The following is a 26,568-nucleotide window of genomic DNA, read 5'->3' on the forward strand; positions in this document are numbered from 1 at the left end:
GATCTCCCTGGTCGGCGTCCTCCTGGGCCGCGATCCCGAGGCCGCCGTCGAGGAGGACGCCGACCAGGGAGATCGCGGAGGCGAGGGCGATGTAGAGGGCCAGTGGTACCCAGCTGTCGTAGGCGCTCAGGAGGGTGGTGAACAGGAGCGGGGCGATGGCGCCGCCGATGATCCCGGCCAGGGTGTAGGCCAGCGAGGAGCCGGTGTAGCGCAGCCGGGGTGAGAACTGCTCGGCGATGAACGCGGCCTGCGGGCCGTAGAGACAGCAGTGGATGACGAGGGCCACCAGGACGCCTGCGGCGAGCGGCAGCCAGGAACCGCCGGCCGCCATCGGGAAGAACACGAACGGCCACACGGCGGCGGCCACCGCTGAAATGCCGTACAGCAGGCGCCTGTTGACGCGGTCGGAGAGTGCGCCGGCCAGGGGCATCAGGAAGATCTGGACCGAGGAGCCGATGAGGACGGCCGCGAGGGCGGAGCCGCGCGACATGTCGAGTTCCTGGGTGGCGTAGGTCAGCACGAAGACAGTGAACATCGCGTACAGCACGTCCGGGCCGACCCGGCACAGGATCGCGGCGGTCAGGGCGCGGGGCTGGGTGGTGAAGACCTCGCGGACGGGCGTTCGGGGCCTGGACTGCTCGGCCTCCATCGCCTTGAAGACCGGGGTCTCCTCCAGCTTGGCCCGGATCCACAGGCCGAAGCCGACCAGGACGCCGGACAGCAGGAACGCCACCCGCCAGCCCCATGACTCGAACTGCGCCTCGGTCAGCAGGGCGCCGAGGGCGGCGAGCACACCGTTGGCGAGCAGGTTGCCCGCGGGCGGGCCCACCTGTGCGGCGGAGGCGTAGAAGCCCCGGCGGCGCGGGTCGCCGAACTCGCTGGACAGCAGGACGGCGCCGCCCCACTCGCCGCCCACGCCGACGCCCTGGGCGAAGCGCAGCACGACGAGGGCGATGGGTGCGGCGACGCCGATCGTGCCGTAGGCGGGCAGCAGGCCGATCAGGAACGTGGCGACGCCGATGAGGACGAGGGTGGCGATCAGCACCTTCTTGCGGCCGATCACATCGCCGAGGCGGCCGAAGACGAAGCCGCCGAGGGGGCGGGAGAGGTAGCCGACCGCGTAGGTGGAGAACGCCAGGAGCGTGCCGGTGAGCGGGTCCTCGGAGGGGAAGAACAGATCGCCGAAGACCAGGGCGGCCGCCGCGGAGTAGACGGCGAAGTCGTACCACTCCAGGGCCGTGCCGGTGAGGCTCGCGACGAAGGCGCGGCGGACGCCGGAGTGCCTCGCCGCTGTCCCGGCGTCGCTCTTCGGGGTGTCGTGCATGGTGCCCATCCTTGCTCGGGGACATCGACCTTCCGGCATACTTCTTGTATACAGGTCGTATGCGCAAGCCCTGCGCCCGAAGTTAACGAGCCCGTTTCCTGACTGGGAGTGCCCTCATGGCCGTGCTGACCTTCGAACTGCCCGACGGAACGACACGTGAGGTCGATGTCGTCCAGGTCCTCAACGCCGGGTACGCCGGGCGCAGTCAGGACGATGTCGCCGCACATGTCGCGGAACTCGCCGAGCTGGGGGTGCCGGGCCCGTCCGTGACGCCCGCGCTCTACCCCGTGTCCCCGTATCTCGCCCAGCAGACCGAGCGGGTCGCGGCCCAGCACGGCCGCACGTCCGGCGAGGCCGAGTGGGCGCTGGTCGTCGCGGCGGACGGGGAGCTGCTGCTGACCGCGGCCTGCGACCACACCGACCGCGACCTGGAGGTGCACGGGGTGGCGTGGAGCAAGAACGCCGGCCCCGACGTCCTCGCCCGCCGCGCCTGGCGGCTGGCCGACGTCGAGTCCCGCATCGACGAACTCACCCTGCGCGCCTGGGTCGACCACGCCGGCACCGAGACCGAGATCCAGACCGGCACCCTCGCCGAACTCCTCACCCCGGCCTACTGGGTCGACGTCCTGCGCGCCCGCGGCGAACTGACCCCCGGCACCGTCCTGATCTCCGGCACCATCCCGATGGCCCCGGGCGTCGACCAGTTCGCCGACAGGTGGCGTGTGGAACTGGCCGATCCGGCGGGCGGGGACGTCATCAGCCTTGCCTACGACATCCGGCCGATGCCGGAGCCGATCGGCTAACCGGTCTGCTTCAGGGCGAGGTCGTCGGCGTAGTAGGTGCCCTGTGCGTACCAGCCGTGCACGTAAATGGTCGCGCTGGTCTGGGAGTTGCCGGTGGTGAAGGAGACGGTCAGGGGGCTGTAGTGGGTGGGGGAGGTCGCCCAGGTGGAGGTGCTGCCGCTCACGCCCAGGTAGACGTACGAACCGCGGACCCAGCCGCTGAGCGAGTACGTGGTGTTCGGTTCGACCTCTACGGTCTGGTCGCACTGCGCGGTGTCGCTCGAACTCACCTTGCCCTGAAGGGCTTTGGCGCCCGCGTGGACGGGGGAGGCGACGATGGAGCCCGGGTTGCCGGCGCAGTTCCACGGCGAGACGGTGCCCGACTCGAAGCCGGGGTTGGCCAGGGCGTCGGAGGTCCCAACTGGGTTCGGGGCGGCCTTCGTCGGGGCGGCTGACGTCGGGGCGGCGGACGCGCCCGCCGAGGGTGCGGCCGGGGTGGCTTCGGTGGGGCTGGGGATCATGAGGGAGCCGCCGAGACCGGCGACCGCCGCCGCGGCGATCGCGATCGTCACGGCCGCCCGGCGCTGTCCGGGCCCCAGGCGCGGGCGGTCTTCGGCGCGCGGTGGGCGGGAGTTGGCGTCGTGTGCGGGGAGCCTCTCCGTCTTGTGGCCCGGGGCGGGCGGGAGTTGCTCCGTCTCGCCGTCGGTCGGCGTGTGCGAGGTGTCGGTCGCGGAGGCGCGGTAGTGCTTGTCCTGGCGTATGTCGTCGAGGAGTTGGGCCAGCGCGTCCGTGTTGCGCGGGCGCAGCACGCGGATGGGTTCCAGCGCGGTGCGGTCGTCCGGTGAGTCGGACGCGGTCGGTATGGGCACGGCGCTCTCCTTACGTCCCGTGGCACAGACCGGAGCTGTCCCTCTGGGATGGATACGCAGCGCCCGCCGTGGCGGTTCAGTCGGCGCCGTGCGCGACCACTGTGAGGCCCGGGAGAGCCGTACGTCGTGCGGTAGCTGGTGTGGGCCGGTGCGAGGGTGAGGTTCTGGACTGCCGTATGGCGTGCGGGAGTCGGCGTGGGCCGGCCCGGAGGTGAGGTCCTCGACTGCCGTACGGCGTCCGGGAGTCGGCGCGCGCCGGGCTGGCGTTCTCGGCTGTGCCGTCTGCGGTCCTACGCCGCCGCCGCGTGTGCCGCGCCCACCAGCGCCGCGTCCCCGGCGGGACCGGCTGGCTTCAGCGCACGAATGCGCCGCGCGTCGGCACACGGGTCCTCCGGGGCCCAGCCCCCGGTCGCGAGACCGGTGGACAGCGCGGGGGCGACGAGGTCCCAGGAGCGGGCCATGGAGCCGCCGACGACCAGGGCGGTCGCGCCGAAGTCCACCATGCGCGGGCCGAGTACGACGCCCAGCGCGGTGAAGACCTCGTCCAGTACCCGCCGGGCTCGCCCCTCTCCCGCTCTGGCCCGTCCGGCGATGTCGTGCACGTCGGCGGCGGGGTCGCCGTAGCGGGCGAGGATCGCGCGGCGGGAGACGGTGTCCTCCAGTGGGCGGCCGTCGATCTCGGTGAGGTCCATCCGTCCCTCGGGCGGTATGCCGGGACCGTGGTCGCGGATACGGCCGTCGGCGAGGAACGCAGAACCGACACCTGTGCCGAGCGTGATGCCCACGGCACGGCGATGCCCCCGGACGGTGCCCGCGGACCACTCGCCGGTCAGGAAGGCGTGGGCGTCGTTGAGGAACACGAGGTCGCCGGGGCGCTGCCGCAGTCCGTGCAGCAGTGCTGCCCGGACGTCCGTCCCGTACAGGGCGTCGAACTTGCCCACGTCCTTGAACAGGGCGACCCCGCGCGCGTAGTCGAACGGCCCGGGCACCGCCACGCCCCACCGCGCACCGGGCGGCGCCGACAGCCCGTCGGCGCAGCACCGTACGACGTCGAGGATGTCCTCGGCGGTGCCGTCCGCGTCGAGCGGTTCGCGCGTGCGGCTGGTGACGCGACCGTCGCGCAGGTCGACGAGCGCGGCGGTGACATGGGTGCCGCCGATCTCCAGGACAGGGATCAACGGACCAGCGCCTTCACGACACGCACCGGGCCGCCACCGGTCGCCCGCAGGGTGTACGGCCCGACCGCGGCCGGCACGGTCAGGGTCTCCGCGTAGGCCAGTTCGTGCCGGTCTCCGGCCGCCGTGCGCACGGTGACGCCGTCCCCCTCGACCACGTTCAGGATGTGGAAGCGGCCCTGCGTGTCGTCGTCCGCCTCGGCTTCGGCGTCCAGCACGAAGCGCCTGACCTCGTAGAACATCTCGGCCAGCTCGCCGATGACCTCCTCCCGCCAGCCGGTGCCCTCGCGCAGGGTGCGCGGTTCCTGCACCAGGTCACGGGCGACGGCCGCACCGCGCCGTCCGGTCTCCAGGTTGGCGAAGCCGTGTTCGTAGGGGAGGGGACGCGGGTTGCCGTCGGCACCGGGGCGCAGCCAGTCGTAGAACCTCAGGCTGTACAGGTAGGGGGTGGCGCTGATCTCCAGGACGAGGTTGCCCGCGCCGCTCGCGTGGGGGGTGCCCGCCGGGATCATGAACAACTGGCCCTGCTCGGCGGGGAAGGACAGGACGTGGTCCTCGGGGTCCATGGGGACTCCGTCGGAGATCGCCCGCTCGACCTCCTTGCGGAAGACGTCGACGTCGGCGTCCTCGCGCAGGCCGAGATACACCTTGGTGTCGGTGCTGCCGAGGGTCAGGTAGTACGTCTCGTGCTGGGTGTAGTCCCAGCCGAAACGCTCGCGCATGTACGACTCCTTGGGGTGGCAGTGCACGGAGAGGCTGCCGCCGCCGACGGTGTCCAGGTAGTCGAAGCGGATGGGGAACGACGTGCCGAAGCGGGCGTGTGCCTCTGCCCCGAGCACGCTCAACGGCTCCAGCACGCACAGGAGTTGGAACGGCACCTCGGCCCGGGCCTCCGGTCCGGTGCCGATGAGGATGCCCGCCTCGGGCGCGATCAGTTCGTAACCGAGCGCGGTGTTGTGGGAGTCGGGGTCGAAGCCGAGCTCGCGCTGGGCCCAATGGCCGCCCCAGGGAGTGGAGTTGAAGTACGGGAGGGTGCGGACGGGCTTGTGGGCCAGGGTGGCGTAGGTGGCGCGCAGGCCCACTCCGTCGAGCCACGCCGGGTGGTCGGGGTGTTGCAGGTCGAGCCAGGCGTCGAGTTGGGGGGCGAGCGCGTCGCGATGCCGGTCGAGCATCGGCCAGTCGACGTAGAAGAGGCGTCTGAAGTCGGGCTCCACGTCCGGGAGTCCGAGGTTGGCGCCCATCTCGCCCGCGCCGACGGCGGCCTCCGCGTAGCGCTTGGGGACGTCGGCGTACCAGAGCAGGTCGTGGTCGACGAGGGCGGCGCCGGGGCCGTGGACGAGGAGAAGTCCTTCGGGGGGTGGTGTGGATGCGGGGAGAGTCTCGAAGAGGTCGTCGAGGGGGTTCTCGGCGAGCTTGCGGAAGTAGGGGTCGTCGGCGTCCGCCGGTCGTTCGGTACGGCTTCTGATGTGGGCCGGTGGTGCGTAGTGGCTGCGGATGTCGAGCAGGGTGACGGGCGTGCCGCGCTCGGTCAGTTCGTGTGCGAGGCGATCGGCGAGGAGGGACCAGTCGACGGACGGGGGGCCGTCGATCGCCAACACCGCCGGACCGTCGGGGAGTTGGGCGGCCACTGCCTGCCATCCCGTGCGGAGGACGGCCTCGGGGGCGGGGGCGTAGCGCGGATCGAGCCGGTACACACGATCTCCTTCGGAGGGCAGAGCGCCGGTCATTCCTTGCTCGATCCGGCGAGCATCCCGGACACCAGCGTGCGCTGCGAGAAGAGGAACAGGACCAGCACGGGCAGGATGGCGATGACGATGGCCAGGGCGAGTTCGGGGATGGTGATGTTCAGGCCCGCACCGGCGACGGGGTTGAACGACGGGGTGGAGGTGAGCAGTTGGTTCAGGCCCACCTGGACGGGGAACTGCTCGCTGTTCGGCAACACGAGGTAGGGCAGGAAGAAGTTGTTCCAGTTGCCGACGAAGCTGAAGAACGCGACCAGTCCGACCACCGGCTTGGCGAGCGGGAGCGCGATGCGGGAGAAGAGCTGCCACTCCGTGCAGCCGTCGATGCGCGCGGCGGACAGCAGGTCCCTGGGGAGGCTGCTCCCGAAGTAGATGTAGACCAGGTACACGCCGAACGGATAGAAGGAGAAGGGGAGGATCAACGACCAGACGGTGCCGATGAGATGGAAGCGGTTGAGCTCCAGGAAGATCGGCAGCACCAGGGTGGCCTGCGGCATGATCATGGTGACCAGGGTGATCACCAGGAGCGTCTTGCGGCCCCGGAACTTCGTCAGCGCCAGCGCGTAGCCCGCCGGAACACTGACGAGCAGCGTCAGGACCAGCGAACCGCCCGAGTAGATGGCCGAGTTGAGCAGCCACCTCGACATGGCGCCGTCCTGGAAGGCGAACAAGTGCCGCCAGGCCGCGCCTATGTGATGGAACGAACCGAAGGACAGCGGGTTGTCCCGCACCACTTCGCCCGCGGTCTTCGACGGGGCCAGCAGCAGCCAGATCACCGGCAGTACGAAGAAGACGAGGAGGAAGGCCAGGAGGAGGCCGACCACCAGGAAGGGAAGGCTCCTTGACGGGTGGGCGCGTCGCCGCACGGCCGTCAGGAAGGGAGTCGTCTGTGTCATTTCTCGTCCAACGTGAACAGGTTCGAGCGGGCGACCAGGAGACCGGCGGCGAGGAGGCCCACGGCCAGGAGGACGACGGAGATGGCGGCGGCGCCGTTGAAGTCGCCCTGCTGGAAGGCGTAGACGTAGGCCAGTTGGTTCGGTGACCAGGTGGGGCTCACTCTGCCGAGGCTTGCGGTCTGGAGGAGTTGGGGCTCCACGAACAGCTGGGTGCCCGTCGCGAAGGCCATGATCGTCATGTAGACGATCCACTGCCGGATCATCGGGATCTGAATGTGCCAGGCGGTGCGCCACGGGCCCGCGCCGTCCATGCGGGCCGCTTCCAGCACTTCGTCGGGGATGTTGTTCAACGCCCCGTACATCACGACCATCCAGCCGCCGGCGCCGGTCCAGAAGGCGATCAGCATGAGGACCAGCGGCAGGTTGCCGGGTGCCAGGACGGCGGCGAACGTCTTGAACCCCAGGGCCGTCAACAGCCGTGACACCGGGCTGACATCGGGGTCCAGCATGAACAGCCAGACCAGCACGCTCGCCACTCCGGCGAGGGCGCCGGGGATGTAGTAGAGGAAGCGGAAGAGCGCCGAGGTGCCCGGCCGTACGCGGCTGCGCAGGATCACGGCGGTCAGCACGACCACGACGACCAGGGTCACCAGCCACATGACCAGATAGACCAGCATGTGGGTGAAGGCCGGGGCGAAGCGGTAGTCCTGGACGACCTTCACGAACTGGTTGACCCCGGTGAACTGGCCCCGGTCGTTGGTGAGCGACAGATAGAACGCGTACCCGGTGGGGAAGACGCCGAACGCGAGCAGCAGCACCGCGTACCCGGCGACGAAGAAGTAGCCCGCGCGACCGCGGCCCGTGCGCCGCGGCGTGGTGCCGCGGCGCACGGGGGAGACGGTGACGCGCTCGGTCTCCAGCAAGGTCACTGATCGACCACCTTGTAGCCCTGGGTCTTTGCCTCGCCGGCGATCTCCTGCTGCCAGGCGGGCAGCGTCTCGGTCAGGCTCTTCCCGGCGGTCAGCGCCGGCAGGACGACGCTGGACCAGGCGGTGGAGTCCGAGAACCTGGTGTTCGACCAGCCGGTCCACACCTCGTTCGCGGCCTGCTCGAACGGCCCGCTCACGTCATTGGCGAAGTAGTCCTTGTTGGCCGGGTTCGCCAGCCAGGCCTTCGCCGCCTGCGTGTACGCCGGGTAGGTGGGCGCGGTGGCCTGGTTCGCGTCGGAGGTGGTCAGCCAAGTGACCAGATCCGAGGACGCCTTGAGGTTGGCGCTGTGCGAGGACACCATCCACACACCGCCGCCTACGTTGCCCGTGGCGGCCGTGCTCTCGCCCTGCCAGGTCAGTGGGGGCGCGGCGGCGATCTGCTTGGCCGGGGTCTTGAAACCGGCCTTGAACAGATACTGGCCGTACCACGAAGGGCCGTACGCCATAAGGACCTTGGAGCCGCTGTCCTTCGCGAAGCCCTGGCTGAAGAAGCCCTGGGTGGCGATGGCCTTCGCGCTGATCAGGTTGTCCAGCAGCGTCGCCATCCGCGTGCACTTCGGGTCTGCCAGGTCGGTGCGCAGGGTGTCCGGCTTCACCAGGTCGAACGCGGGGCACTGGCCCGACCAGAAGTACGACTCATGGGAGTTGGTGTCGCCGGCCGAGCCGACCAGATAGCCCGGGTGCTCCTTGGCGACCTTCTTGCCGAGGGCCTCGTACTCCTGCCATGTCGCGGGGACTTGGTAACCCCACTTGTCCATGAGGGACTTGTTGTACCAGAGGAGGACCTGCGCGATGTCATTGCGCATGCAGTAGGTGTGGCCGTTGAACTGACAGGGCGTCAGGGAGCCCTTGGCGAAGCCGTCGAGGGTGGCTTGCGGTACGAGCTTCTCGTCCAGGGGCGCGGCGAAGGGCTGCGCGCCGGGCTTGGTGGCCTCCGACGCCCAGGTCACGTCGGTCGGGGTGCCGAACACCACGTCCGGCCAGCCGCTGCCGGTCCGGTCGAAGAGCTGCACCTTCGACTGGAGATAGGTCGAACCGTCGGCGCCGCCGTCGTACGTGACGATCTTCATCTTCACGTCGGGGTGCGACTTCTGGTAGGCCTGCACCGACGGCAGCCGGGTCGAGTCGGCCCACACCGTTATCTGCGAACCCGCCTTCTGCGCGGCCGGCTTGAACGCCGACGTGCCGGAGGAGGACGGGGTGGTGGTGTCGGCGCTGGCGCAACCGGCCAGGGCGGCCGCGGTGGCCAGGGACAGCGTGACTGCCGCCGCGCGGAGCAGCGAGTGCCGCCGGCCGGTTCTAGGAGATCGGGAAGACTCCATCGTCTTGCCTTGCCTTTCTGTTCTTGCGCCGCTCAGCGCGGTTGCTCGACGAACGGCAGGAGGTGGCCGCCGTAGCCGAAACCGAGGGGGAGGGCGATGCCGGGCCCCGTGGGGGCGTGCACCAGGCCCTGGTCGTCCACGTGGCGCTCTCGGACGACGTTCACCGAGGTCACCAGGGACTCGTAGTAGGTGGTGTTGGAGATGGCCATGCACAGGTGGTGGTTGGGGATGTCCGAACCGTGCACCTCGGCCCGCAGCCGGTAGGCGTCGGCGAGATGCGCGGTGCGCATGGCGCCGGTGATGCCGCCCCGGAGGGTGGTGCCGGCCCGGACACCGAAGGTGGCGGCACCGGACCGGATGAAGTCCGCCGCGTTCATGTGCGCGCCGTCGGAGGTCTCCGCCACCAGCAGCGGTACGTCGACGGTCTCGGCGAGCCGTTGGTAGGCCGAGATGCTGAACTCGCGGATCGGCTCCTCGTACCAGAGGTAGTCGGCCTCGGAGAGCGCCCGCCCCAGCCGGATCGCGTCCGGCAGGTCGAAGCCGGCCGAACCGTCGTACATGAGCGGGACCTCGGGACCGACGTGCTCGCGCAGGGCCAGGCACAGTTCCGCGTCACGGCGGGCGTCGCCCCAGGCGTGCAGTTTGATGCCGCGATACCCCAGGGCCAGGCACTGGTCCGCCACGTCGAGGAACTCCGCGATGCTGGAGAACGTCGAGGTCGAGGCGTAGGCGGGGATGGTGTCACGGAAACCGCCGAGCAGGCGCCAGACCGGTTCGCCGTGGTAGCGGCCGGCCAGGTCCCACAGGGCGATGTCGATCAACCCCAGGGTGGGGAGCGGGAGTTCGTGGATACGGTCCAGCTCCCACACCCGGTGCCACAGCCACTCCCGCTGGAACGGGTCGGCGCCGACCAGTTCCTCGCGGAAGACCCGGTCCACCAGGTCCCGCAGGACGACGTGGGCGCCGGGGCGGGCGAACAGTGCGACGCCCTCGGCCCCCTCGTCCGTCCCGATGTGCAGGACCGCGCCGTCGCCCACCGGAGCGCTGCCGCTCAGCCCGTCACGCCAGTGGAAGGGCGGACTGGCTGCCGGAACATCGATCCGGTGTACTTCGACATGGGTGATCTTCATCCTGGCTTTCGTCTTCTGTAGGGAAACGTTTTGGCTGGGAAGCGGGCGGGGCTCAGAAGCCGCCGTACGCCTGGAGCGCGTAGATGCTTCCGCCGTTGCCGCTGGAACCGTTGACGGTCAGGCGCAGATAGCGCGCGGTGACCGGGGTGTCGGCGAAGGCATAGTTGGTCCGCGCCGTGGTGTTCGTGGCGGTGTGGTCCTCGAACGTCGACCAGTTCTGGCCGTCGGTGGAGTACTCCAGGCGGTACTTGTAGCCGCTCGGCAACTCGAAGGTGGTGACCACGGTGGAGACGGCGGTGTCCTTGCCGAGGTCGACCTGGAGCCAGGACGGGTCGGGCAGTCCCAGGCCCTGCGCCCAGCGGGTCGACAGATCGCCGTCGACCGCCTTCGCCGGGGCGTAGCCGTCCGACGCGGAGGACGCGGTCGCCGTCTTGTTCAGGGCCAGGTCGTTGTCGGCCGGCGTGGTGACGACGGCCGCCTTGCTCGGGTCGGACGTGTTCAGCGCCTCGTCGCGTGCCACCACGGTGAAGGAGTACTGCGTATTGGCGGTCAGACCGGAGACCCGCAGCGTGGTGGCGTCCGTGACACCGATCCGCTTGCCGTCCTGGTAGACGACGTAACTGGTCACGCCGGTGTTGTCAGTGGCCGCGGGCCAGTTGACGTCCACCAGGCTGGGCAGCAGCGACTTGACCGTGGGCTGTCCCGGAGCCGTCGGGGCCGTGTGGTCCGTGACGGTCCTCGGGGTGCCGTAGACCTGGAAGTCGTAGATGCTGCCGCCGTTCCAGTTGGAGCCGGTGACGGTCAGTCGGACGAAGCGGCCCGCGACCGGGGTGTCCGTGTGGACGTAGTCGGTCGCCGTCGTGGTGTTCGCGGCGGTGCGGTCCGCGAGGGTCTTCCAGTGGACCTCGTCGGGGGAGACCTCGATGCGGTACTTGTATCCGCTCGCCTTCTCGAAGGTCGTGATCGCGCCGTTCACGTCGTACGACGCACCCAGATCGACCTGGATCCAGGACGGGTCGGGCAGGCCGAGGCCCTGCGCCCAGCGGGTGGAGAGGTCGCCGTCGACCGCCTTTTCCGGGGTGTTGGCCTCGGAGTACGACGAGGCGGTGATCGGCTTCTTCAGCGCGAGGTCGGAGCCGGACGGCATGGTGACCTTGAGCGGCTGGCTGGGCTGGGACTCGTTGCCGGCGGCGTCACGGGCGGTGATCGTGAAGGTGTACGACTTTCCGGCGGTCAGGCCCGGGAGGCGCACCGAGTTGGTGCCCGTGGCGCTGACCAGCTTGCCGTCGCGGTGGACGGAGTAACCGGTGACGGCGGTGTCGTCGGTGGACGCGGCCCAGGTGAGGTCCGCGATCGTCGGGAAGTCGGTGACCGCGCTCGGAGTGCCGGGCCTGCTGGGCGACTTGTGGTCGGTGACGGCCGGGCCCGGGTCGAGGTGGCGGTAACTCGCTTGCAGACCCGCGTTGTTGACGATGGAGGCCGGCAGTTGGGCGCAGGAACCCACGGTGGTGTTGCCGCTGATGGTGCTGCCCGTGCTGTTGGCCTGGGTGGAGAAGGCGGGCTGGGTGGTGTAGTTGCCGGTGGCGTCGATGTCCATGCCGTGGTTGAGGAACAGCCACTGGTAGGCGACGTCGCACAGGGCGTTGCCGGTGTTCGTCCAGTACCGGCTGCCCTCGTCGTGGTAGATCGCGCCGTAGGCGGGTGGCGGGGTGCCGTGGATGTAGTTGCCGGACACCACACCGCCGGGGTTGGAGCTCAGCGTGTAGATGGCGCCGCCGTCGGCCTGCGACTTCATGATGTCGTAGATCTCGTTGTCCGTGACCTTGGTGTCGCGGCTGGTCGTGGGGGTGTCCCAGATCGGAACGCCCAGATTCCCGGGGTAGTTGGTGTCGCCGCCCTGGTCGGTGAGGCCCCAGCCCCAGCCGACGGAGATGCCGGTGTAGGGCAGGTCGTAGACCTTGTTGTGGGTGATCGTGGTGTGGTCGGTGTAGCCGGCCAGGATGCCGATGGAGCCGTTGTACTGGTCGGCGACCTTGGTGACCACGTTGTTGGCGACCTGGGTGTCCTTGGTGATGTCCCGGGGGTCGTCGGGGTGGGCGTCGATCACGTCGACCCCGCCGATCTGGATGCCGGTGGCGGCGATCTGGCGGAAGACGTTGCCCGTGATGTCGGTGCCCTGCGTGCCGGTGTTCAAGTTCAGCCCGACCGCGCCGAGATGGGTGAAGGTGTTGCCCTCGAAGCCGATCCCGTGGCCGTAGTTGACGTTGACGGCACCTGGCGTCTTCTGCCACTTCAGACGGGTCGCGTCGAAGGTGGGGTCGTTGCCGACCATCCGGAAACCGGCCTGGCCCTCGATGAGGCCCTCGGACGAACTGGGCGCGAGCCAGGTGGAGTAGGAGAAGGTGATGCCCTGGAAGGACACATGGTTGACCGGGGCGGTCCGGGTGCCGTTGAGGTCCACCAGGTCCTGCACCTGCGGCACGGTCACGGTCGAAGTGGACAGGTTCTGGCCGGACTTGGGCATGTAGTAGATCTCGCCCGCGCCCTTGTCCAGATACCACTCACCGGGTGTGTCCAGCAGCTCGCGGGCGTTCTCCAGCCAGGTCGGGTTCTGGATCTCCTGGCCCTGCTGGAGATGCGCGTTGTGCCAACAGGGCTGCTGCATCGTCATCTTGAAGTCGGCGATCGACTGCACGGGGCAGCGCATCAGCTTCCAGCCCCAGGAGCTGACGACCTCCAGGTCCGAGGGACGCTTGTAGGAGTTGAGCGAGGAGTCGGTGAAGGCGTAGCCGGTCGACGTCTGGCTGAAGCCGGCGAGGTTCTTGCCGCTGCGCGCCCGGGTCTCCAACTCGCCGTCCACATACAGCTGGCGGGTGTCGATGTCACCCACCTTGGCCTTGTAGACCTGTCCCGTGCTGTCGGCCGGAACCCAGCCGGTTATCTGCTTGCCCCCGCTGATCACCGGGTGCGCGCCGGGGGCGGCCTCGTAGAAGATCCGGTGTCCGTTGGTGCCGGAGTCCCGGGCGGTCAGGGCGAACGTACGGCTGAGCTGGTAGGTGCCGGACAGCAGCCGGACATGGATGTCGCCCTTGGCCTTCTGCTTGACGTCGCGTACGTGGTCCCGCGCGTGGTCGAGGGTCTTGAAGGGGTGTGCGGCGGTGCCCGAGCCCGCGTCCCGGCCGGTCGGGGAGACATAGACATTGAGGTCCGGCGGCGGGGAAGCGGCCTGGGCCGGCACGGCGTTCAGCAGGGCGGCTGCCATCGCGGTCACCGAGAGGGCGGCCGTGAAGGCGGAGCTGGATCTTCTGCGCAGCGGCACGAAGGCGCCCCTGCGCGCAGACGGATGAGACACACGTATCCAATCGCCTGAGGGAGGTTGATACCTGCAAGTCCCGGTCGTCCACCGGGACTTGAGGGCGTCGGGCGACCCGATCGCCGTGCCGTGGCACCTGCGGGGTCGGCCGGTGCTACGAGGCCGGGGTCTCCGGGGAGGGCGCTTGGGCCCCGGGACTGAACAGCCGGTCGCGAATCTTGTTCTCGAACTGGCTCTGGGTGGTGGCGATGTGCTCCACCATCAGCTGCTCGGCGAGATCGGCCGCCCCCGCGGCGACCGCCTCCGCTATGGCCACATGCTGATGTGCGGCGACTTCCAGCGATCCCGGCACATCACCGTGGAAGAGCAGTACGTCGGACTGGGCGGCCAGGCGCCGCACACCGGCGACGCTCGCCCTCAGGAACACGTTGTGCGAGGCGGCGCCCACCGCGTCGTGGAACGCGGCGTCCGCCTTGGCGAAGGTGTCGACGTCGTTCATCGTGGCCGCGGTCAGTGAACTCTCCGCGCTCTCCCGTATGGCCCGGACCTCGATCGGGGTGGCATGGGAGGCCGCACGGCGTGCCGTCTCCGACTCGATCACCTTGCGGTAGTCCAGCAGCATCCGGACGTCTTCCATGCCGGTCGGCCGGAAGTGCGAGAGCTCGTCGTCCAGCAGCCCGCCGACCGAGGCGGCGACGAAGATGCCCGCGCCGCGCCGCACTTGGAGCCGGCCGATGGCGGCCAGCACCTTCACGGCCTCGCGGGTGACGTTGCGGGACGCTCCCAGGATCTCGGCCAGGCCCTGTTCGGTGGGGAGGCGGTCGCCGGGCCGCAGGTTCTGCTGGGCGATGTACTCCAGCAGTTGCTCCGCGACCAGCTCATATCCCGGACGGTAGGCCGGTGTTGAGTCGCCCAAGGCGAGTCCCCTCTTGCTTCACGGATGAATCAGGTTCATTTTCCGTGGCCAATATGGCACTGCGGCTGTGAGTTGGGAAGAGATCGGACGGATCTCGACGGGAAGCCGTGTTGAGATCCTGATAAAAAGCCATGAACTACGCATTACCCTCCGGGTGTTGCGTGAAATGGATCCCATCCTTAAGGTCCTGCCTGCCAGATGAAGCAGATCCTTCCCTATGCGGCGCGGGCCGTGGAAGCGGGAACGTCGTGAGGGCACGCCCACTCGGTCGGACGAGCGTCCAGGTCAGCACGCTGGGATTCGGTGCCGCTCCCATCGGCAACCTCCACAGTGCGATCGACGACGAGCAGGCACGGGCCACCCTCGATGCCGCGTGGGACGTGGGGGTGCGCTACTTCGACACCGCCCCGCACTACGGCCTCGGACTGTCCGAACGGCGGCTCGGCGCTGCCCTCGCCCACCGGCGACGCGCGGAGTTCACCGTCTCCACCAAGGTCGGCCGACTGCTGGAACCCCACCCGGCACCCACCGGATCCGACCTCACGGCAGGTGGCTTCGCCGTACCGGACACGCTGGTCCGCCGCCCCGACTACTCACGCGACGGCGTACTGCGCAGCCTGGAAGGCAGCCTGGACCGCCTGCGGTTGGGCCATGTGGACATCGTGTACGTCCATGATCCCGACGATCACCTGGACGCCGCCCTCGACCACGCCCTGCCGGCGTTGACGGCCCTGCGCGACCAAGGTGTCATCGGTGCCGTCGGCGTCGGGATGAACACGGTCGCCCCGCTGCTGCGCGTCGTCGCGGAGGCGGACGTCGACGCCGTGATGGTGGCCGGGCGGTGGACCCTGCTCGACCGCACCGCCCGCCCTCTGCTGGACGCGTGCGCCGGACGCGGGGTCGCGGTGGTGGCCGCCGCCCCGTTCAACTCCGGCCTGCTGAGCCGCACTTACCCCGAGAGCGACGCCACCTTCGACTACGGCCCCGTACCGGATTCGGCACTGCGTCGCGCCCGGCTCCTCGCCGAGGTGTCCGCCCGGCACGGCACCGTACTCCCGCACGCCGCCCTGCGGTTTCCGCTGCGGGATCCCGGTGTGGCCTGTGTGGTCGCGGGTTTCCGCACCCCTGATGAGGTCGGGTCCGCTGCGCGCTGGGCCGACGTCGACCTGACCGGGGAGGCGTGGGCGGACCTCGACGCGGCGGCTACGAAACCGAACTGAACGTCTGTGAACTGAACGTATCTGAACTGAACGTCTATGAACTGACCGTCTCGTTCAACGCGTTTCCCAAGATGGTGAGGGTCACCGGTCGGAGTCGGACAACAGGCCGATCAGATAGACCGTGATCGCGCGCTCCAGCGTCGCCGCGAACGGCGTGCGGAGGAACACGAGGCTCGGGTCGGTGGCGTAGGCGGTGCGGACGGCATCCGCCGGGTGGCTGTGGGTCCACAGGGCTCCGACGAGGACGATCGTCATGCTGGCCGCTTCGGCCGCCTCGCGGTCGCCCAGCTCGGGGAGGATCTCCCGCAGCATGCCCGCCAGACCGGCGAGACCGTCGTGGGCCCCCCGTTTGTACTTCGCGGCCAGCTCGGCGGAGACATTGTGCTCAAGGATGCCGGCCTGGGCGCTGAGCAGTTCGCACAGCATCCGGCGGGACGCGAACGACGCGGCCAGACTCGATGCCACCGACCGGGCTCGCGCGGTCGCGGAGCCCGTGCGGTCGACGCAGGCGGGAAGTTGATCGACCACCTCCGCCAGGAAGTCGCGGGTCAGGCTCTCCAGGAGGTCCAGGAGGACGGCCTCGCGCGACTCGAAATAGCGCATGACGTTGGACTTCGCCAGTCCCACGCGGCGGCTGAGTTCGTTGAGGCTCATGGCCGAGACCGGCATCTCGCTGAGCATCGTCGCCGCGGTCTCCAGGATGCTCCGGCGGCGTACTTCGCGCTGCTCCTCGTTTCTGGCGCGTTGGAACGTGTTCATGCCGACATGTTACAGACCTCCGGTCCCTTGCGTAGAGACCGAAGGTCTCTTATGGTGGGGGAGTCCGAAGAGCCCGCCGGTCTGTTAGGTGGGACCGGCTCGCCATGTGATCCATGACCTGCGAGGAATCCGCAATGACGAAGAAAGTAGCCCTGGTCACCGGCGCCTCCTCAGGCATCGGCGAGGCCGCCGCCCGACAGCTTCAGCAGGCCGGCTTCATCGTCTACGGCACGGCCCGGCGCACCGACCGGATGAGCGACCTGGCGGCATCGGGCGTGCGCACGCTCACGCTCGACGTCACCAGCGAGACCTCGGCCGCCGACGCGGTCGCCGAGATCATCGCGGCCGAGGGCCGCATCGACGTGCTCGTCAACAACGCCGGCTACGGCTCCTACGGCGCGCTGGAGGACGTACCCATGGAGGAGGCCCGCGCCCAGATCGAGGTGAACGTGTTCGGCCTGGCGCGGTTGACCCAGCTGGTTCTTCCGCACATGCGCGCCCGGCGCAGCGGCACCATCGTGAACATCAGCTCCATGGGCGGCCGGTTCGCCACGCCCATGGGCGCCTGGTACCACGCCAGCAAGTACGCCGTCGAAGGCCTCAGTGACGCCCTGCGCCTGGAACTCAAGCGGTTCGGAATCGACGTCGTGGTCATCGAACCCGGTTCCATCCGGACCGCGTGGGGCGCGATCGCCGCCGACAAGCTGCGGACCACCTCCGCCCACGGACCGTACGCCGAGCAGGCCGACGCGATGGCCGCGTCCCTGGAGCGCAGTTCACGGCCGGGATCCCGTATGACCTCACCCGCCACCGTCATCGGCAAGGCCGTGACCACGGCGGCGACCGCCCGGCGTCCGCGCACCCGCTACCGCGTCGGTTTCGGAGCCCGCCCGCTCATCCTCCTCAGCAGGCTGCTGCCGGACCGCGCCTTCGACGCGCTCGTCAAACGCTCGTCCGGCGTGCCGGCGTGAGCGCCCGCTCTGACACCGGCACCTCGTAAGAAGACAACTCCCAAGAATCCGGCACCTGTTCAGTAGTGAAGGAAAGACCATGCCCGAAAGCGCGGGTAAGACCATGCCCGAATCCGCCGGCCCCCGGTCCAAGACCCTGATCGTCCTCTCCTCGGCGCGCGTGCTTCCGCTGAGCGAGCCCGCCGGTCACCCCGGGATACCGACCGGGTTCTTCCTCGTCGAACTCGCCGCGGTGATGGCGGAGTTCGAGCGCGACTACGACTTCGTCCTGGCCACGCCGGACGGCGAACTGCCCCAACTCGACGTCAACGGGCTCGCCCTGAACTTCCACGCGGGCGCCGGCCTCGGTCTCGCCACCGCCCGCACCACCATGCAGACCGGAGTCGAGCGATTCGGCCCCGAGAGGCTGCGCGAGAAGAACCCGGAGCTCCTCAAGCGCCGGGAGTCCGAACTCGCCCTCGCTCACCGGCTTCTCGGCCGCATCCCGGTCTCCGAGCCGCTTCCCACGACCGACGCGGAGGCCGTCTCCGTCCGGGGCGATGTCGTCGCCGGCTTCGAGGCGTCGCCGCGGCGCGAGTACCTCTCCGTCCGCCAACTGATCGAACGGCACCGCGATCCCGCCTCCGACTTCTCGCTGGCGGACCTGGCCTTCGTCCACATGCCCGGCGGACACGCCCCGATGGTCGACTTCAACGACAACCCGTGTGTGCATCCGCACGTTGACCAGCAAGTTGGCGACGACTCCGCGCAGTTGGGCCTCGTCCCCGCGTACCGTCACGTCCGGGGCCACGGTGACCGTCCAGGGGCGGTCCGGCTCCACGGCCGCCGCGTCCCGGCAGGACTCGGTGACCACGCGGCCGAGGTCCACGGGTTCGAGGTCGTCCGGGTCGTCCTCGTCGAAGCGGGCCAGCATCAGCAGCGATTCCACGAGCCGTGTCATCCGGTGCACCTCGGCCAGCATCCGGTCCATGGCCTCGTCGACGGACCCGGTGTCGGGCAGGGCTCCGCGCTGGTACAACTCGCCGTAGCCGCGCAGGGATTGGAGCGGGGTGCGCAGTTCGTGCGAGGCGTCCGCGACGAACTGGCGCAGCCGTTCCTCCGAGGCGTCGCGCGCGGCGAGGGCGGCATGGATCTGGTCCAGCATCCGGTTGAGGGCGCCGGAGAGCCGGCCCACCTCGGTCTTCGGGGCGACGCGGGCCTCGACCAGACGCGGGGCGAAGTCACCGGTGGCGATGCGGTCGGCGGTCCGCGCCGCGTGTTCCAGCGGGCGCAGGGAGCGCCGTACGACGAGGACGCCCAGTACGGCCAGGACGACATCGGCGAGCAACTGCACGCCGACGACCACCAGGACGGCCCGGCGCACCGCGGCCTCCGTCGCGGCGGTGTCGACGGCGGCCACGGCGGTCCGGCCGTCGGCGAGCCGGGCCGTGGCGAGCCGGTACTGCGCGGAGCCCGCCGAGCCGTCCGCCGGCACGGTCACCGGTGTGCCGGGAGCGGGCGGCGGGTCCGGGAAGCGCGGGCCGGGGCCCTGCGGGCGCTCGTCGCCGTCGAGGAAGGCGAGGTACAGGTCACCGCCGAATCTGATCCACCCGGGGCCGGTGGAGTCCTTGCCCGCGATCTCGATGCCGACGGAACTCGCGGTCGCCATACCGGCGGTCGTCGTGGTCAGCCGGTGATCGAGTTCCTTGTACAGCGAGGACCTCAGGACCGAGAACGTGACGATGCTCGTGACCGTCAGCACGCCGTTGAACAGCACGATGAGCAGGATGCTGATCCGGGTGCGCAGGGGCCGGTTCCGCCACCAGCGCCGGGTCAGCACTCGGTCGTCCTGAGGCTGTAACCGACACCGCGATGCGTGTGGATCAGCCGCTCGCCGTCGCTGTCGACCTTGCGGCGCAGATAGCTGATGTACGTGGCCACCACGGTGTCGTCGCCGTTGAAGTCGTAGGACCACACGTGCTCCAGGAGCCGGGCGCGGGTGATCACCCGGCCCTGGTGCAGCATCAGGTACCGCAGCAGCCGGAACTCGGTGGGGGACAGGTCGATGAGGGCGCCGGCCCGGCGCACCTCGTGGGTCAGGGTGTTCAGGGTCAGGTCGGCGATCCCGATCGTGGGGTCGCTCGGGCGGTGCGCGCGGGTGCGGCGCAGGACGGCGCCCACGCGGGCGGCGACCTCGTCCAGACCGAACGGCTTGGTGATGTAGTCGTCGCCGCCCGCCGCGAGCCCCCGGACGAGGTCCTTGCGGGTGTCGCGGGCGGTGAGGAAGACGACGGCGACCGGGAGGGCGTCGGCGCGCAGCCGGTGCAGGACCTCGAAGCCGTCGCTGTCCGGCAGCATGATGTCGAGCAGGACCAGGTCGGGCAGGAACTCCCGGGCCAGGGTGAGCGCTTCGCGGCCGGTGGCGGCGGTGCGGACCTCGTACCCGACGAACCGCAGGAACCGGGTGACGGTGTCCACGATCGCCGGTTCGTCGTCGACCACCAGCAGCCGCCCCCGCGCCCGCGGCTCCTTGTCGTCGTCCATCGGTGAAGCCCCTCCGCGCCTGCCGTGATCTCGTGATCAAGGGTGCCCGACGGCCAGGACGGCTTCCATGGGAGTTCCGTGTGAGAAGCGTCCCTGGCGGGACCGAACCGGGCTCAGCGCCTTGATCGGCCCATAGCGTCGCAGGCCTCGGGCCCCGCGGTCTCTCGCCGTGTGCCGGGCCCTTCCCTCCGCGCGTCCACTTCCAGGGAGTTCTACTTGTCCACGTTCCTGTACCGCCTCGGGAGGTTCTCCTACCGGCGCAAATGGACGGTGATCATCGGCTGGCTCCTCGTGCTGTGCGCCCTCGGCGCGGCGGCCGCGACCCTGATGAAGCCGTTCACCTCCTCCACGAGCATCCCGGGGACCGAGGCGCAGAAGGCCTCCGATGTCCTGGACAAGGAGTTCCCGTCGGGCAGTGACGGCATCAGCGGGCAGATCGTCTTCCGCGCGCCGAAGGGCGAGACGGTGACGGCCGGTCCGGCGGCCGAAGCCGTTCGTACGGCCACCGACCGGATCGCGAGGACGCCGGGCGTGGAGTCCGTCACCGCGCCCTCGACCGCGGCGGGCAACGTCTCCCGTGACGGCCGTACCGGAATAGGCAGGATCACCTTCACCGCGGAACAGGCCGACAAGATCGGCGCCGCCTCGGTCGAGACGATCGAGGCGGCGGCCGGGCAGGCGCGCTCCGCGGGGCTGACCGTGGCTCTGGGCGGCCAGGCGTTCGACCCCGTGCCGGAGGCCGGCGGCGGTGCCGGAGAAGGGGTCGGCGTGCTGATCACGCTGATCGTCCTGGTCGTGGTGTTCCGCTCGCTGCGCGCCGCCGTCGTCCCGCTGGCCATGGCCGTGGTGGGGGTGGCGATGGGCGTCCTGGCGCTGCTCACGCTCACCAGCGTCGTCGCCATGGACAGCACAGCGTTGGTGCTCGCCCTCATGCTGGGCCTCGCCGTCGGCGTGGACTACGCGCTGTTCATCGTCTCCCGGCACCAGACACAGGTCAGGGACGGCATGGACCCGGAGGAGTCCGCGGGTCTCGCGGTGGGCACGGCGGGCTCGGCCGTGCTGTTCGCCGGTGCGACGGTGGTGATCGCACTCGCCGCGCTGACCGTCGTACGGATCCCCTTCCTCGCTGTGATGGGACTCGGCGCGGCCCTCACCGTCGTCATCGCGGTGGTCCTGGCGCTCACCCTGCTGCCCGCCGTGCTCGGCCTGTTGGGCCCGCGCATCGCCACCAGTCGCGTTCCGGCGCTACGGCGCTCCGCGCGCCGCTCGCTGGACAAGCAGCGGTCGGGCGCGGTGAGCACCGGTGTGCGCTGGGCGCGGCTGATGGACCGGCGGCGCTGGGCCGTCCTGGTGCTGGGGGTGATCGGGCTCGGCGTGCTGGCGGTGCCGGCCGCGGATCTGCGGCTCGGGCTGTCGCTGCCCAGCACCAACGCGGAGGCCGTCCGCGCGCAGAAGCTGACCGACGACGCGTTCGGCGCCGGATACAGCGGCACATTGGTCGTGTTGGTCGAGGGCGACAGGGCCGAGGCCGCCGCCCAGCAGATCGCCGGGGCGGCTGCCGAGCTGCCGGATGTCGCTTCCGTCGCTCCCGCCCGGCTCAGCGGCAGCGGAAACGCGGCCATGGTCGGCGTCGTACCGAAGAGCGGGCCGCAGTCCGAGCGCACGGAGCAGCTGCTGCACGACATCCGTGCCGCGCGCGACGGCATCGAGAAAACCACGGACACCGACATCAACGTCACCGGCTCCACCGCCGTGAGCATCGACGTCGCCGCGAAGCTGACGGCCGCGCTCCCGGTCTACTGTCTGGTGGTCATGGGACTCGCGGTCCTGCTGCTGACCTTGGTGTTCCGCTCGATCGCCGTGCCGTTGAAGGCCGCGCTGGGCTTCCTGCTGTCGCTCGGCGGCTCGCTGGGTGTGCTGGTCGCCGTCCTCCAATGGGGCTGGCTCTCCTCGGTACTCGGCACCCAGGGCAGCCCGACGATCATCAGCTTCCTGCCGATCCTGCTCATCGGCATCCTCTTCGGACTCGCCATGGACTACGAGGTGTTCCTCGTCTCCCGGATGCGCGAGGAGTACGCCCGCGGCAAGAGCCCGGTGGCGGCGATGGTGGACGGCTTCGGGCACGGCTCGAAGGTCGTCACCGCCGCCGCGGTCATCATGGTGAGCGTCTTCGGGTCCTTCGTCTTCTCCGACATGCAGATCACCAAGGGCATGGGTCTGGCCCTTGCGGTCGGGGTCCTGCTCGACGCGTTCGTGGTCCGGATGTGTCTGGTGCCGGCCGCGATGTCCGTGTTGCAGCATGTGGCCTGGTGGCTGCCGCGCTTCCTGCACCGGGTGCTGCCCCATGTCGACGTCGAGGGCGAGAAGTTGACGCGTCGTCAGGAGCCTCCGGCGGAGGCGGGCCGGGACGACAAGGACCTGCTTGCCTCACGGCACTAGGACCTGATGACGGTGGGAAAGGGGGACCCTGGGACCCCCCGTTCCCGCCGTCACCGGTGCTACGGGATCTCCGACTCCCGCGCCTCGCGCCGCAGATGCTCGGCGTCCACGCACACCGCACCGCCGTACGCACGCGCGACAGCACGGTCGAGGGCCGAGGGGACCGATCCCTGTCCGCGACCACCTCTCGGAGGACACCCGCGACAGCGCCGTGCCACTGGTGTGGATCCACGGCGGCGGACGGATGCCCGGCCGCCTCGACCGGAAGGAGTCGCACGCCGTCGCGAAGGCGATCGCCGGTACCGGCGGACCGGTGCGCACCATCGACTACCGCCTCGGGTGTTGCCGTGCCCGGATGGCGTGCCCTCGCGTCCCTCGTGCTCGACCTCTCGGCGAACCGCTACCCGGCCACGCCGGACGGCGTGGTCTCCGTCACGGCGACCGTCGCCCTCCAACAGGCAGGAGACGTACGGCCGTTGGGCCTCACGCACTACCGCCGCATGATCGACACGGCGATCGGGCTTGGGCCCACCCCCGTCGTGACGCTCCAGCACTTCTCCGTCCCGAAGTGGTTCGCCGACGAGGGGTCCTGGATGATCGAGCGCGCGGTCAAGGCCGCCGGTGGAGGCTGTTGACCAGGAGCGTCGGAGAGGCCAAGTCGGCGGCGCCGCCCGGCAGTCCCTCGTGCCTCACTTGGGGTTCTTGATGTCGCACTCCGTCTTCGTGAGGGCGGTCGTGTCACCCGCGACGCGGCTGCACAGCACGTCGGTCTCGGCGATGCCGTCGCCGCTGCGGCGGACCTTCTTGAGGACGATGCTGTGGCCCGTGCGGTCGCCGTACGGCGGGGCCGTGGTGAAGTCGATCGTGCCGGTGGCCATGTCCGGGATCCGGACGGTGCGCAGGTTCACCCAGGTCAGGGCGCGACTCTGGGGCTTGTCGTCCCGGCTGGCCGCATCGTAGAGAGCCTGTGTCGCGTCGTGCGCCAGCGCGGTCTGGCCGCTGGCCAGGGCGGGGCTGTCGGGGGCCAGGTGCTGTCCGGTGACGCCCGGCAGGTGCCGGGCGGCGTCCGCGTAGAAGTCCGTCTGGACGGACGCCTTGTCCAGTTCGGCCAGTGCCGCGTGGTACAGGGTGACCTCGGGCGCGACCCTGTTCCGGCCGTGGAGGAAGTCGGCCTTGGAGAGGTCGTCGCCGGTGAGGATGGCGATGGGCTTTCCGGAGCAGCCGGGTTCGCGGCTCAGTTGGCTCATGAGGGGATCGAGGTCCTCGACCCGGCCGGCGAAGTAGATCACGGACGGGACGGTGCCGTTCTGGCAGATCTGACGAGCGTGTCGGCGGAGTTCGGGCCTGCCGCCGTCGCGTTTGTACAGGCGCGGCTTCGGCGGCACGGTGAAGCCGTGTGCCTTGAGCATGCCCTGGCCGTAGCGTGCCTGCTCCTGGGTGTACATGTCCGGGGTCTCCGCCGTGTCCCGTGCCAGCACCAGCGCGTGCTGCTTCTTGCCCGGCGTGCGCAACTGGGCTGCGATCAGGCCGAGTTGCCGTACCTGCCACTGGTCCGGGGCGGCCAGGCTGAACCAGTTGGCGTACTCGTGGGGCAGATAGGTGGCGGAGTTGGTGCCGGAGACGATCGGCAGGCCGGCCTTCATGAGGATGCGGGTGGTCTCCCGGCTCGACTTCAGGTCACGGCCGGCACCCACGACACCCACCACGGTCGGGTCGTGCGCGGCGTACGAGGCGATGGCGTGCGCCATGTCGACCTGTCGGCCCAGGTCGAGCCCGCCGTTGGCGACCAGGACGCGGAGCCTGACGCTGGAGCCCTTGTTGATGACGGCCTGCGCCAGGTACACACCCGCGAGTTCCTGGGCGCCCTTCACGAGCGAGGAGCCGTCGGGGTCGTGGCTGAGCGGTCCGGCGTAGACCACGGTGACGTGGTTGTCGGCGTGGTGGGCGAGGACGTCCGCGTTCTGCTGAGCGATGAGGTCTTCCAACTGCCGTACGGTCCACGGCGTTTCGCTCCGGCCGACGAGCGGCTTGGGATCGTCGCTCCGGTCGGCCTTGGGCAGCCAGTCGGCGAAGCGGACGTCGCCCGTCGCGACGCCGATGCACTCCGTGCCGCCGTCCGACGACGCGTGGCGCCGGGTGTCCTGGTTGGCGGTCAGTACCGCCGCCGAGCAGTACTGCTTGTGCAGCGTGTGGGCCCGCATGGCGATACCGGCGGTCACGACGGCGAGAACCAGGACCAGGGTGTGCAGGGACCACACCAGACGGGCGAGGGGCGGCCGGTGGGACGCCCGGAGGTGCCGGTGCCGGTCCTCGACGGGGCCGAGCTGGTCGTGCGGCAGCGGGACCTTCATGACCCAGGGCAGCACGGACCGTTCGCCGCTGGGAGACTGCCGGGTGCGCAGATTGCGAGCCCACTCCCGGTACAAGGTGCGCAACTGGTCGCTGAACCTGTGCTGAGAGGGCGCGGCGGCAGGTGGCGTACGGACCGCGCCGCGCTCGATGCGCGGCACGTCCTGAGCTTGTACCGCGGCGACGACGACCAGGGGGTCCAGCTCGCTGCGCCTGCTGCGTACGTCGTTGACCGCCCGGATCAGCTCGATGCCGCCGTTGTACTCGTCGGCGTGAGGCAGGAAGAGCATGGGCGGGCGGGGCCTCTTGAAGCCACGCAGGTCCCAGCTCCAGCGGCGGTGGTTGTCGCGCAGATCCTCCCGCAGGGCCAGCACGCAAAGCTGGAGATGGAAGTCGCCGCCCGCCTTGAGCGCCTCGGCCACGTCGTACGCCCGGGCCGCGATCGCCCGCCAGGACCGCACCGGGCGCAGCAGCGAAACCTCCGTCGAGTCCTCCTGGTCCGCCGCCCGCAGGAAGGTCGTGGTCAGGAACCAGCGGCTTTCCCGGCGCAGCCACAGGAAGATCGGTGCCCGCCCCGGCAGGACGGAGCCGAAGACCGTCAGCAGGACGAGCAGGGCGAGGCCCGCACCCACCGCCATGTACCAGTCGGTGCGGGCGAGGAGCGCGGCCAGCCCGGCCACGATGCTCGCCGGCAGGATGTGCGCCATGTCGGACAACTGCAGGCCCGGGCTCCAGCGCCCGCGGCCCTTCGGGCGCCAGCGCTGCCGGGCCAACTGGTCGAGCAGTCGCTGCCGTTGGTCCTGTCCGGCCTCGGGGCTGCCGGGGGCGGCCGCGGGCCAGCCGTCGCCGAGTTCCGCGACCGCGTCGTCGATGGCGTGCACCAGCCGCAGCCGCGGGAACGTGTACCGCCGGTAGACCGCCTTCGGGTCACCCCACTTCCTCGGGTCGCTCAGCGCGCGCACCATGGCCGCGGCCCGGCGGACCTCCGTGTCGCCGTCGTAGACGTTCTGCGCCACCGCGCATCGCGTGCTGTGCGCTTCCTGGCCCTCGTACAACTGCTGGACCAGCTCGGCCACCGCGCCGTCGTCAGCGCTGTCCCGTGCGTGCAGGACGAATGCCGGCATCGGCGGATCGGCGCTCGTGCGGAAATCCTCGATGAGGATCTCGAGCCGATCCTGAAGATGGACCCCGGCGTCGGTCACCGGCAGGCCGCGATGGCCACCGGAACAGTCCGGCACACGGCCGAAATTCACCATGAGTAATCCCCCGTTCACTACAAGTGACTGGAGAGATTAGCGGCTGTGGGCGCGGCCGGGTGGCTGAATCGGTGATCCGGCGATCTGCTGACGTCCGGTCGGAGAGCTGATCGCTGAGCTCGGAACCTGAAGTGGCAGCCTTCGGCCTCTTGGGTCGTGTCCTGCGTGGTGCGGACCGCTTCGTGCAGGGGCCTCGGACGCCGGTCCGGGACCGAATCCTGAACTCCGTGCAGGCGCTCACGGCGGATGACTACGACTGGGCGTCACGGTCTGCGAGCCGTCCACCACCGCCGGTCGGTACACCTGACCGCCGACCCCCGCAGCCGCTTATTACACTCCCTCGATGAACAACATACGGTGCACCCAATGCGGTGCGGTGGGACTCGAACCGGGCTTCGTCGAGGACTCCGGCCAAGGCGCCCGCGGGTTCGCGCGGTGGATCGCGGGCCCCCTTCAGCGAGGCCCGCTCGGCAATGCCAAGAGGATGGGCCGGCCGCGCTGGCAGATCGATGCCTTCCGTTGCCCCACCTGCGCACATCTGGAACTGTTCGCGGCCCAGCCGGACTAGCGGCACGGTAGGCAAGTGACAGGGA

At 69.9% G+C, this 26,568-nt stretch carries 19 protein-coding genes and 1 pseudogene; 6 read left to right on the plus strand and 14 right to left on the minus strand.

Annotated features, from left to right (window positions below):
* Window positions 1-1,324, minus strand: a 1,324-nt coding sequence (locus tag JHN63_RS21615) for an MFS transporter (RefSeq protein ID WP_200682763.1), incomplete at its 3' end; no start/stop codon positions are given.
* A gap of 116 nt (window positions 1,325-1,440) precedes the next feature.
* Between JHN63_RS21615 and JHN63_RS21620 the strand changes: the two genes are divergently transcribed.
* Window positions 1,441-2,127, plus strand: a complete 687-nt coding sequence (locus JHN63_RS21620; protein ID WP_200682764.1) for a DUF2848 domain-containing protein — start codon at window positions 1,441-1,443, stop codon at window positions 2,125-2,127.
* On the opposite strand, the pseudogene JHN63_RS21625 reads toward JHN63_RS21620, so the two are convergent.
* From JHN63_RS21625 to JHN63_RS21665, 9 genes and pseudogenes are all read right to left on the minus strand, one after another.
* Window positions 2,127-2,510 (minus strand): annotated as a pseudogene (locus JHN63_RS21625) (carbohydrate binding domain-containing protein); the annotation flags it as partial. The gene JHN63_RS21620 and the pseudogene JHN63_RS21625 sit on opposite strands and share 1 nt — an antisense overlap.
* A 755-nt stretch (window positions 2,511-3,265) precedes the next feature.
* Window positions 3,266-4,153, minus strand: coding sequence for an ROK family protein (locus tag JHN63_RS21630; RefSeq protein WP_200682765.1), 888 nt, complete (start codon window positions 4,151-4,153; stop codon window positions 3,266-3,268).
* Entirely contained in the window at window positions 4,150-5,844 is a 1,695-nt protein-coding gene (locus tag JHN63_RS21635) for a class I mannose-6-phosphate isomerase (RefSeq protein ID WP_200682766.1), read from the minus strand. The genes JHN63_RS21630 and JHN63_RS21635 overlap by 4 nt, the downstream gene beginning before the upstream one ends.
* Window positions 5,845-5,873: 29 nt before the next feature.
* Window positions 5,874-6,788, minus strand: coding sequence for a carbohydrate ABC transporter permease (locus JHN63_RS21640; protein WP_200682767.1), 915 nt, complete (start codon window positions 6,786-6,788; stop codon window positions 5,874-5,876).
* Window positions 6,785-7,717, minus strand: coding sequence for a carbohydrate ABC transporter permease (locus tag JHN63_RS21645; protein WP_200682768.1), 933 nt, complete (start codon window positions 7,715-7,717; stop codon window positions 6,785-6,787). The genes JHN63_RS21640 and JHN63_RS21645 overlap by 4 nt, the downstream gene beginning before the upstream one ends.
* Window positions 7,714-9,099 carry an ABC transporter substrate-binding protein gene (locus tag JHN63_RS21650; RefSeq protein WP_200682769.1) on the minus strand — a complete coding sequence of 462 codons (1,386 nt, stop codon included), beginning with the start codon at window positions 9,097-9,099 and terminating at the stop codon, window positions 7,714-7,716. The genes JHN63_RS21645 and JHN63_RS21650 overlap by 4 nt, the downstream gene beginning before the upstream one ends.
* Before the next feature lie 32 nt (window positions 9,100-9,131).
* On the minus strand, window positions 9,132-10,229 hold the full coding sequence (locus JHN63_RS21655) for an enolase C-terminal domain-like protein (protein ID WP_200682770.1): 1,098 nt from the start codon (window positions 10,227-10,229) through the stop codon (window positions 9,132-9,134).
* Window positions 10,230-10,281: 52 nt separating this feature from the next.
* A complete protein-coding gene (locus JHN63_RS21660) occupies window positions 10,282-13,491 on the minus strand; it encodes a discoidin domain-containing protein (RefSeq protein ID WP_200682805.1) in 3,210 nt (1,069 codons plus the stop codon).
* Between the two features lie 205 nt (window positions 13,492-13,696).
* Window positions 13,697-14,458, minus strand: a complete 762-nt coding sequence (locus tag JHN63_RS21665) for a FadR/GntR family transcriptional regulator (RefSeq protein ID WP_200682771.1) — start codon at window positions 14,456-14,458, stop codon at window positions 13,697-13,699.
* 248 nt (window positions 14,459-14,706) lie between these two features.
* Between JHN63_RS21665 and JHN63_RS21670 the strand changes: the two genes are divergently transcribed.
* Window positions 14,707-15,678: an aldo/keto reductase gene (locus JHN63_RS21670; RefSeq protein ID WP_200682772.1), complete on the plus strand. Its 972-nt coding sequence runs from the start codon at window positions 14,707-14,709 to the stop codon at window positions 15,676-15,678.
* 81 nt (window positions 15,679-15,759) lie between these two features.
* Here JHN63_RS21670 and JHN63_RS21675 read toward each other — a convergent pair whose 3' ends face one another.
* On the minus strand, window positions 15,760-16,437 hold the full coding sequence (locus JHN63_RS21675) for a TetR/AcrR family transcriptional regulator (protein ID WP_200682773.1): 678 nt from the start codon (window positions 16,435-16,437) through the stop codon (window positions 15,760-15,762).
* Window positions 16,438-16,571: 134 nt separating this feature from the next.
* On the opposite strand from JHN63_RS21675, the gene JHN63_RS21680 reads away from it, so the two are divergent.
* On the plus strand, window positions 16,572-17,408 hold the full coding sequence (locus JHN63_RS21680) for an oxidoreductase (protein ID WP_200682774.1): 837 nt from the start codon (window positions 16,572-16,574) through the stop codon (window positions 17,406-17,408).
* Here the strand turns inward: JHN63_RS21680 and JHN63_RS21685 are convergent.
* Together JHN63_RS21685 and JHN63_RS21690 are read right to left on the minus strand one after the other, a co-directional pair.
* Window positions 17,380-19,227: a histidine kinase dimerization/phospho-acceptor domain-containing protein gene (locus JHN63_RS21685; RefSeq protein ID WP_307781945.1), complete on the minus strand. Its 1,848-nt coding sequence runs from the start codon at window positions 19,225-19,227 to the stop codon at window positions 17,380-17,382. The genes JHN63_RS21680 and JHN63_RS21685 overlap by 29 nt on opposite strands.
* Window positions 19,221-19,931, minus strand: a complete 711-nt coding sequence (locus JHN63_RS21690; RefSeq protein ID WP_200682775.1) for a response regulator transcription factor — start codon at window positions 19,929-19,931, stop codon at window positions 19,221-19,223. The genes JHN63_RS21685 and JHN63_RS21690 overlap by 7 nt, the downstream gene beginning before the upstream one ends.
* Before the next feature lie 216 nt (window positions 19,932-20,147).
* On the opposite strand from JHN63_RS21690, the gene JHN63_RS21695 reads away from it, so the two are divergent.
* Together JHN63_RS21695 and JHN63_RS54320 are read left to right on the plus strand one after the other, a co-directional pair.
* Window positions 20,148-22,370 carry an MMPL family transporter gene (locus JHN63_RS21695; protein WP_200682776.1) on the plus strand — a complete coding sequence of 741 codons (2,223 nt, stop codon included), beginning with the start codon at window positions 20,148-20,150 and terminating at the stop codon, window positions 22,368-22,370.
* 347 nt (window positions 22,371-22,717) lie between these two features.
* On the plus strand, window positions 22,718-23,005 hold the full coding sequence (locus JHN63_RS54320; protein ID WP_307781946.1) for a family 1 glycosylhydrolase: 288 nt from the start codon (window positions 22,718-22,720) through the stop codon (window positions 23,003-23,005).
* 54 nt (window positions 23,006-23,059) lie between these two features.
* On the opposite strand, the gene JHN63_RS21705 is transcribed toward JHN63_RS54320, so the two are convergent.
* Window positions 23,060-25,975, minus strand: coding sequence for an ABC transporter substrate-binding protein (locus JHN63_RS21705; RefSeq protein WP_200682777.1), 2,916 nt, complete (start codon window positions 25,973-25,975; stop codon window positions 23,060-23,062).
* Window positions 25,976-26,351: 376 nt separating this feature from the next.
* On the opposite strand from JHN63_RS21705, the gene JHN63_RS21710 reads away from it, so the two are divergent.
* A complete protein-coding gene (locus JHN63_RS21710) occupies window positions 26,352-26,543 on the plus strand; it encodes a hypothetical protein (RefSeq protein WP_374222935.1) in 192 nt (63 codons plus the stop codon).
* The last annotated feature ends 25 nt before the right edge of the window (window positions 26,544-26,568 follow it).

The sequence above is a fragment of the Streptomyces sp. MBT65 genome, from assembly GCF_016612545.1.
Lineage (GTDB): Bacteria > Actinomycetota > Actinomycetes > Streptomycetales > Streptomycetaceae > Streptomyces.

What these genes read in the sequence shown, in the direction of transcription:
- JHN63_RS21620 (WP_200682764.1), top strand. Translation starts at nt 1,441, where the DNA reads ATGGCCGTGCTGACCTTCGAACTGCCCGACGGAACGACACGTGAGGTC.
- JHN63_RS21640 (WP_200682767.1), bottom strand. Translation starts at nt 6,788, where the DNA reads ATGACACAGACGACTCCCTTCCTGACGGCCGTGCGGCGACGCGCCCAC.
- JHN63_RS21650 (WP_200682769.1), bottom strand. Translation starts at nt 9,099, where the DNA reads ATGGAGTCTTCCCGATCTCCTAGAACCGGCCGGCGGCACTCGCTGCTC.
- JHN63_RS21655 (WP_200682770.1), bottom strand. Translation starts at nt 10,229, where the DNA reads ATGAAGATCACCCATGTCGAAGTACACCGGATCGATGTTCCGGCAGCC.
- JHN63_RS21660 (WP_200682805.1), bottom strand. Translation starts at nt 13,491, where the DNA reads ATGGCAGCCGCCCTGCTGAACGCCGTGCCGGCCCAGGCCGCTTCCCCG.
- JHN63_RS21675 (WP_200682773.1), bottom strand. Translation starts at nt 16,437, where the DNA reads ATGAACACGTTCCAACGCGCCAGAAACGAGGAGCAGCGCGAAGTACGC.
- JHN63_RS21680 (WP_200682774.1), top strand. Translation starts at nt 16,572, where the DNA reads ATGACGAAGAAAGTAGCCCTGGTCACCGGCGCCTCCTCAGGCATCGGC.
- JHN63_RS21690 (WP_200682775.1), bottom strand. Translation starts at nt 19,931, where the DNA reads ATGGACGACGACAAGGAGCCGCGGGCGCGGGGGCGGCTGCTGGTGGTC.
- JHN63_RS21705 (WP_200682777.1), bottom strand. Translation starts at nt 25,975, where the DNA reads ATGGTGAATTTCGGCCGTGTGCCGGACTGTTCCGGTGGCCATCGCGGC.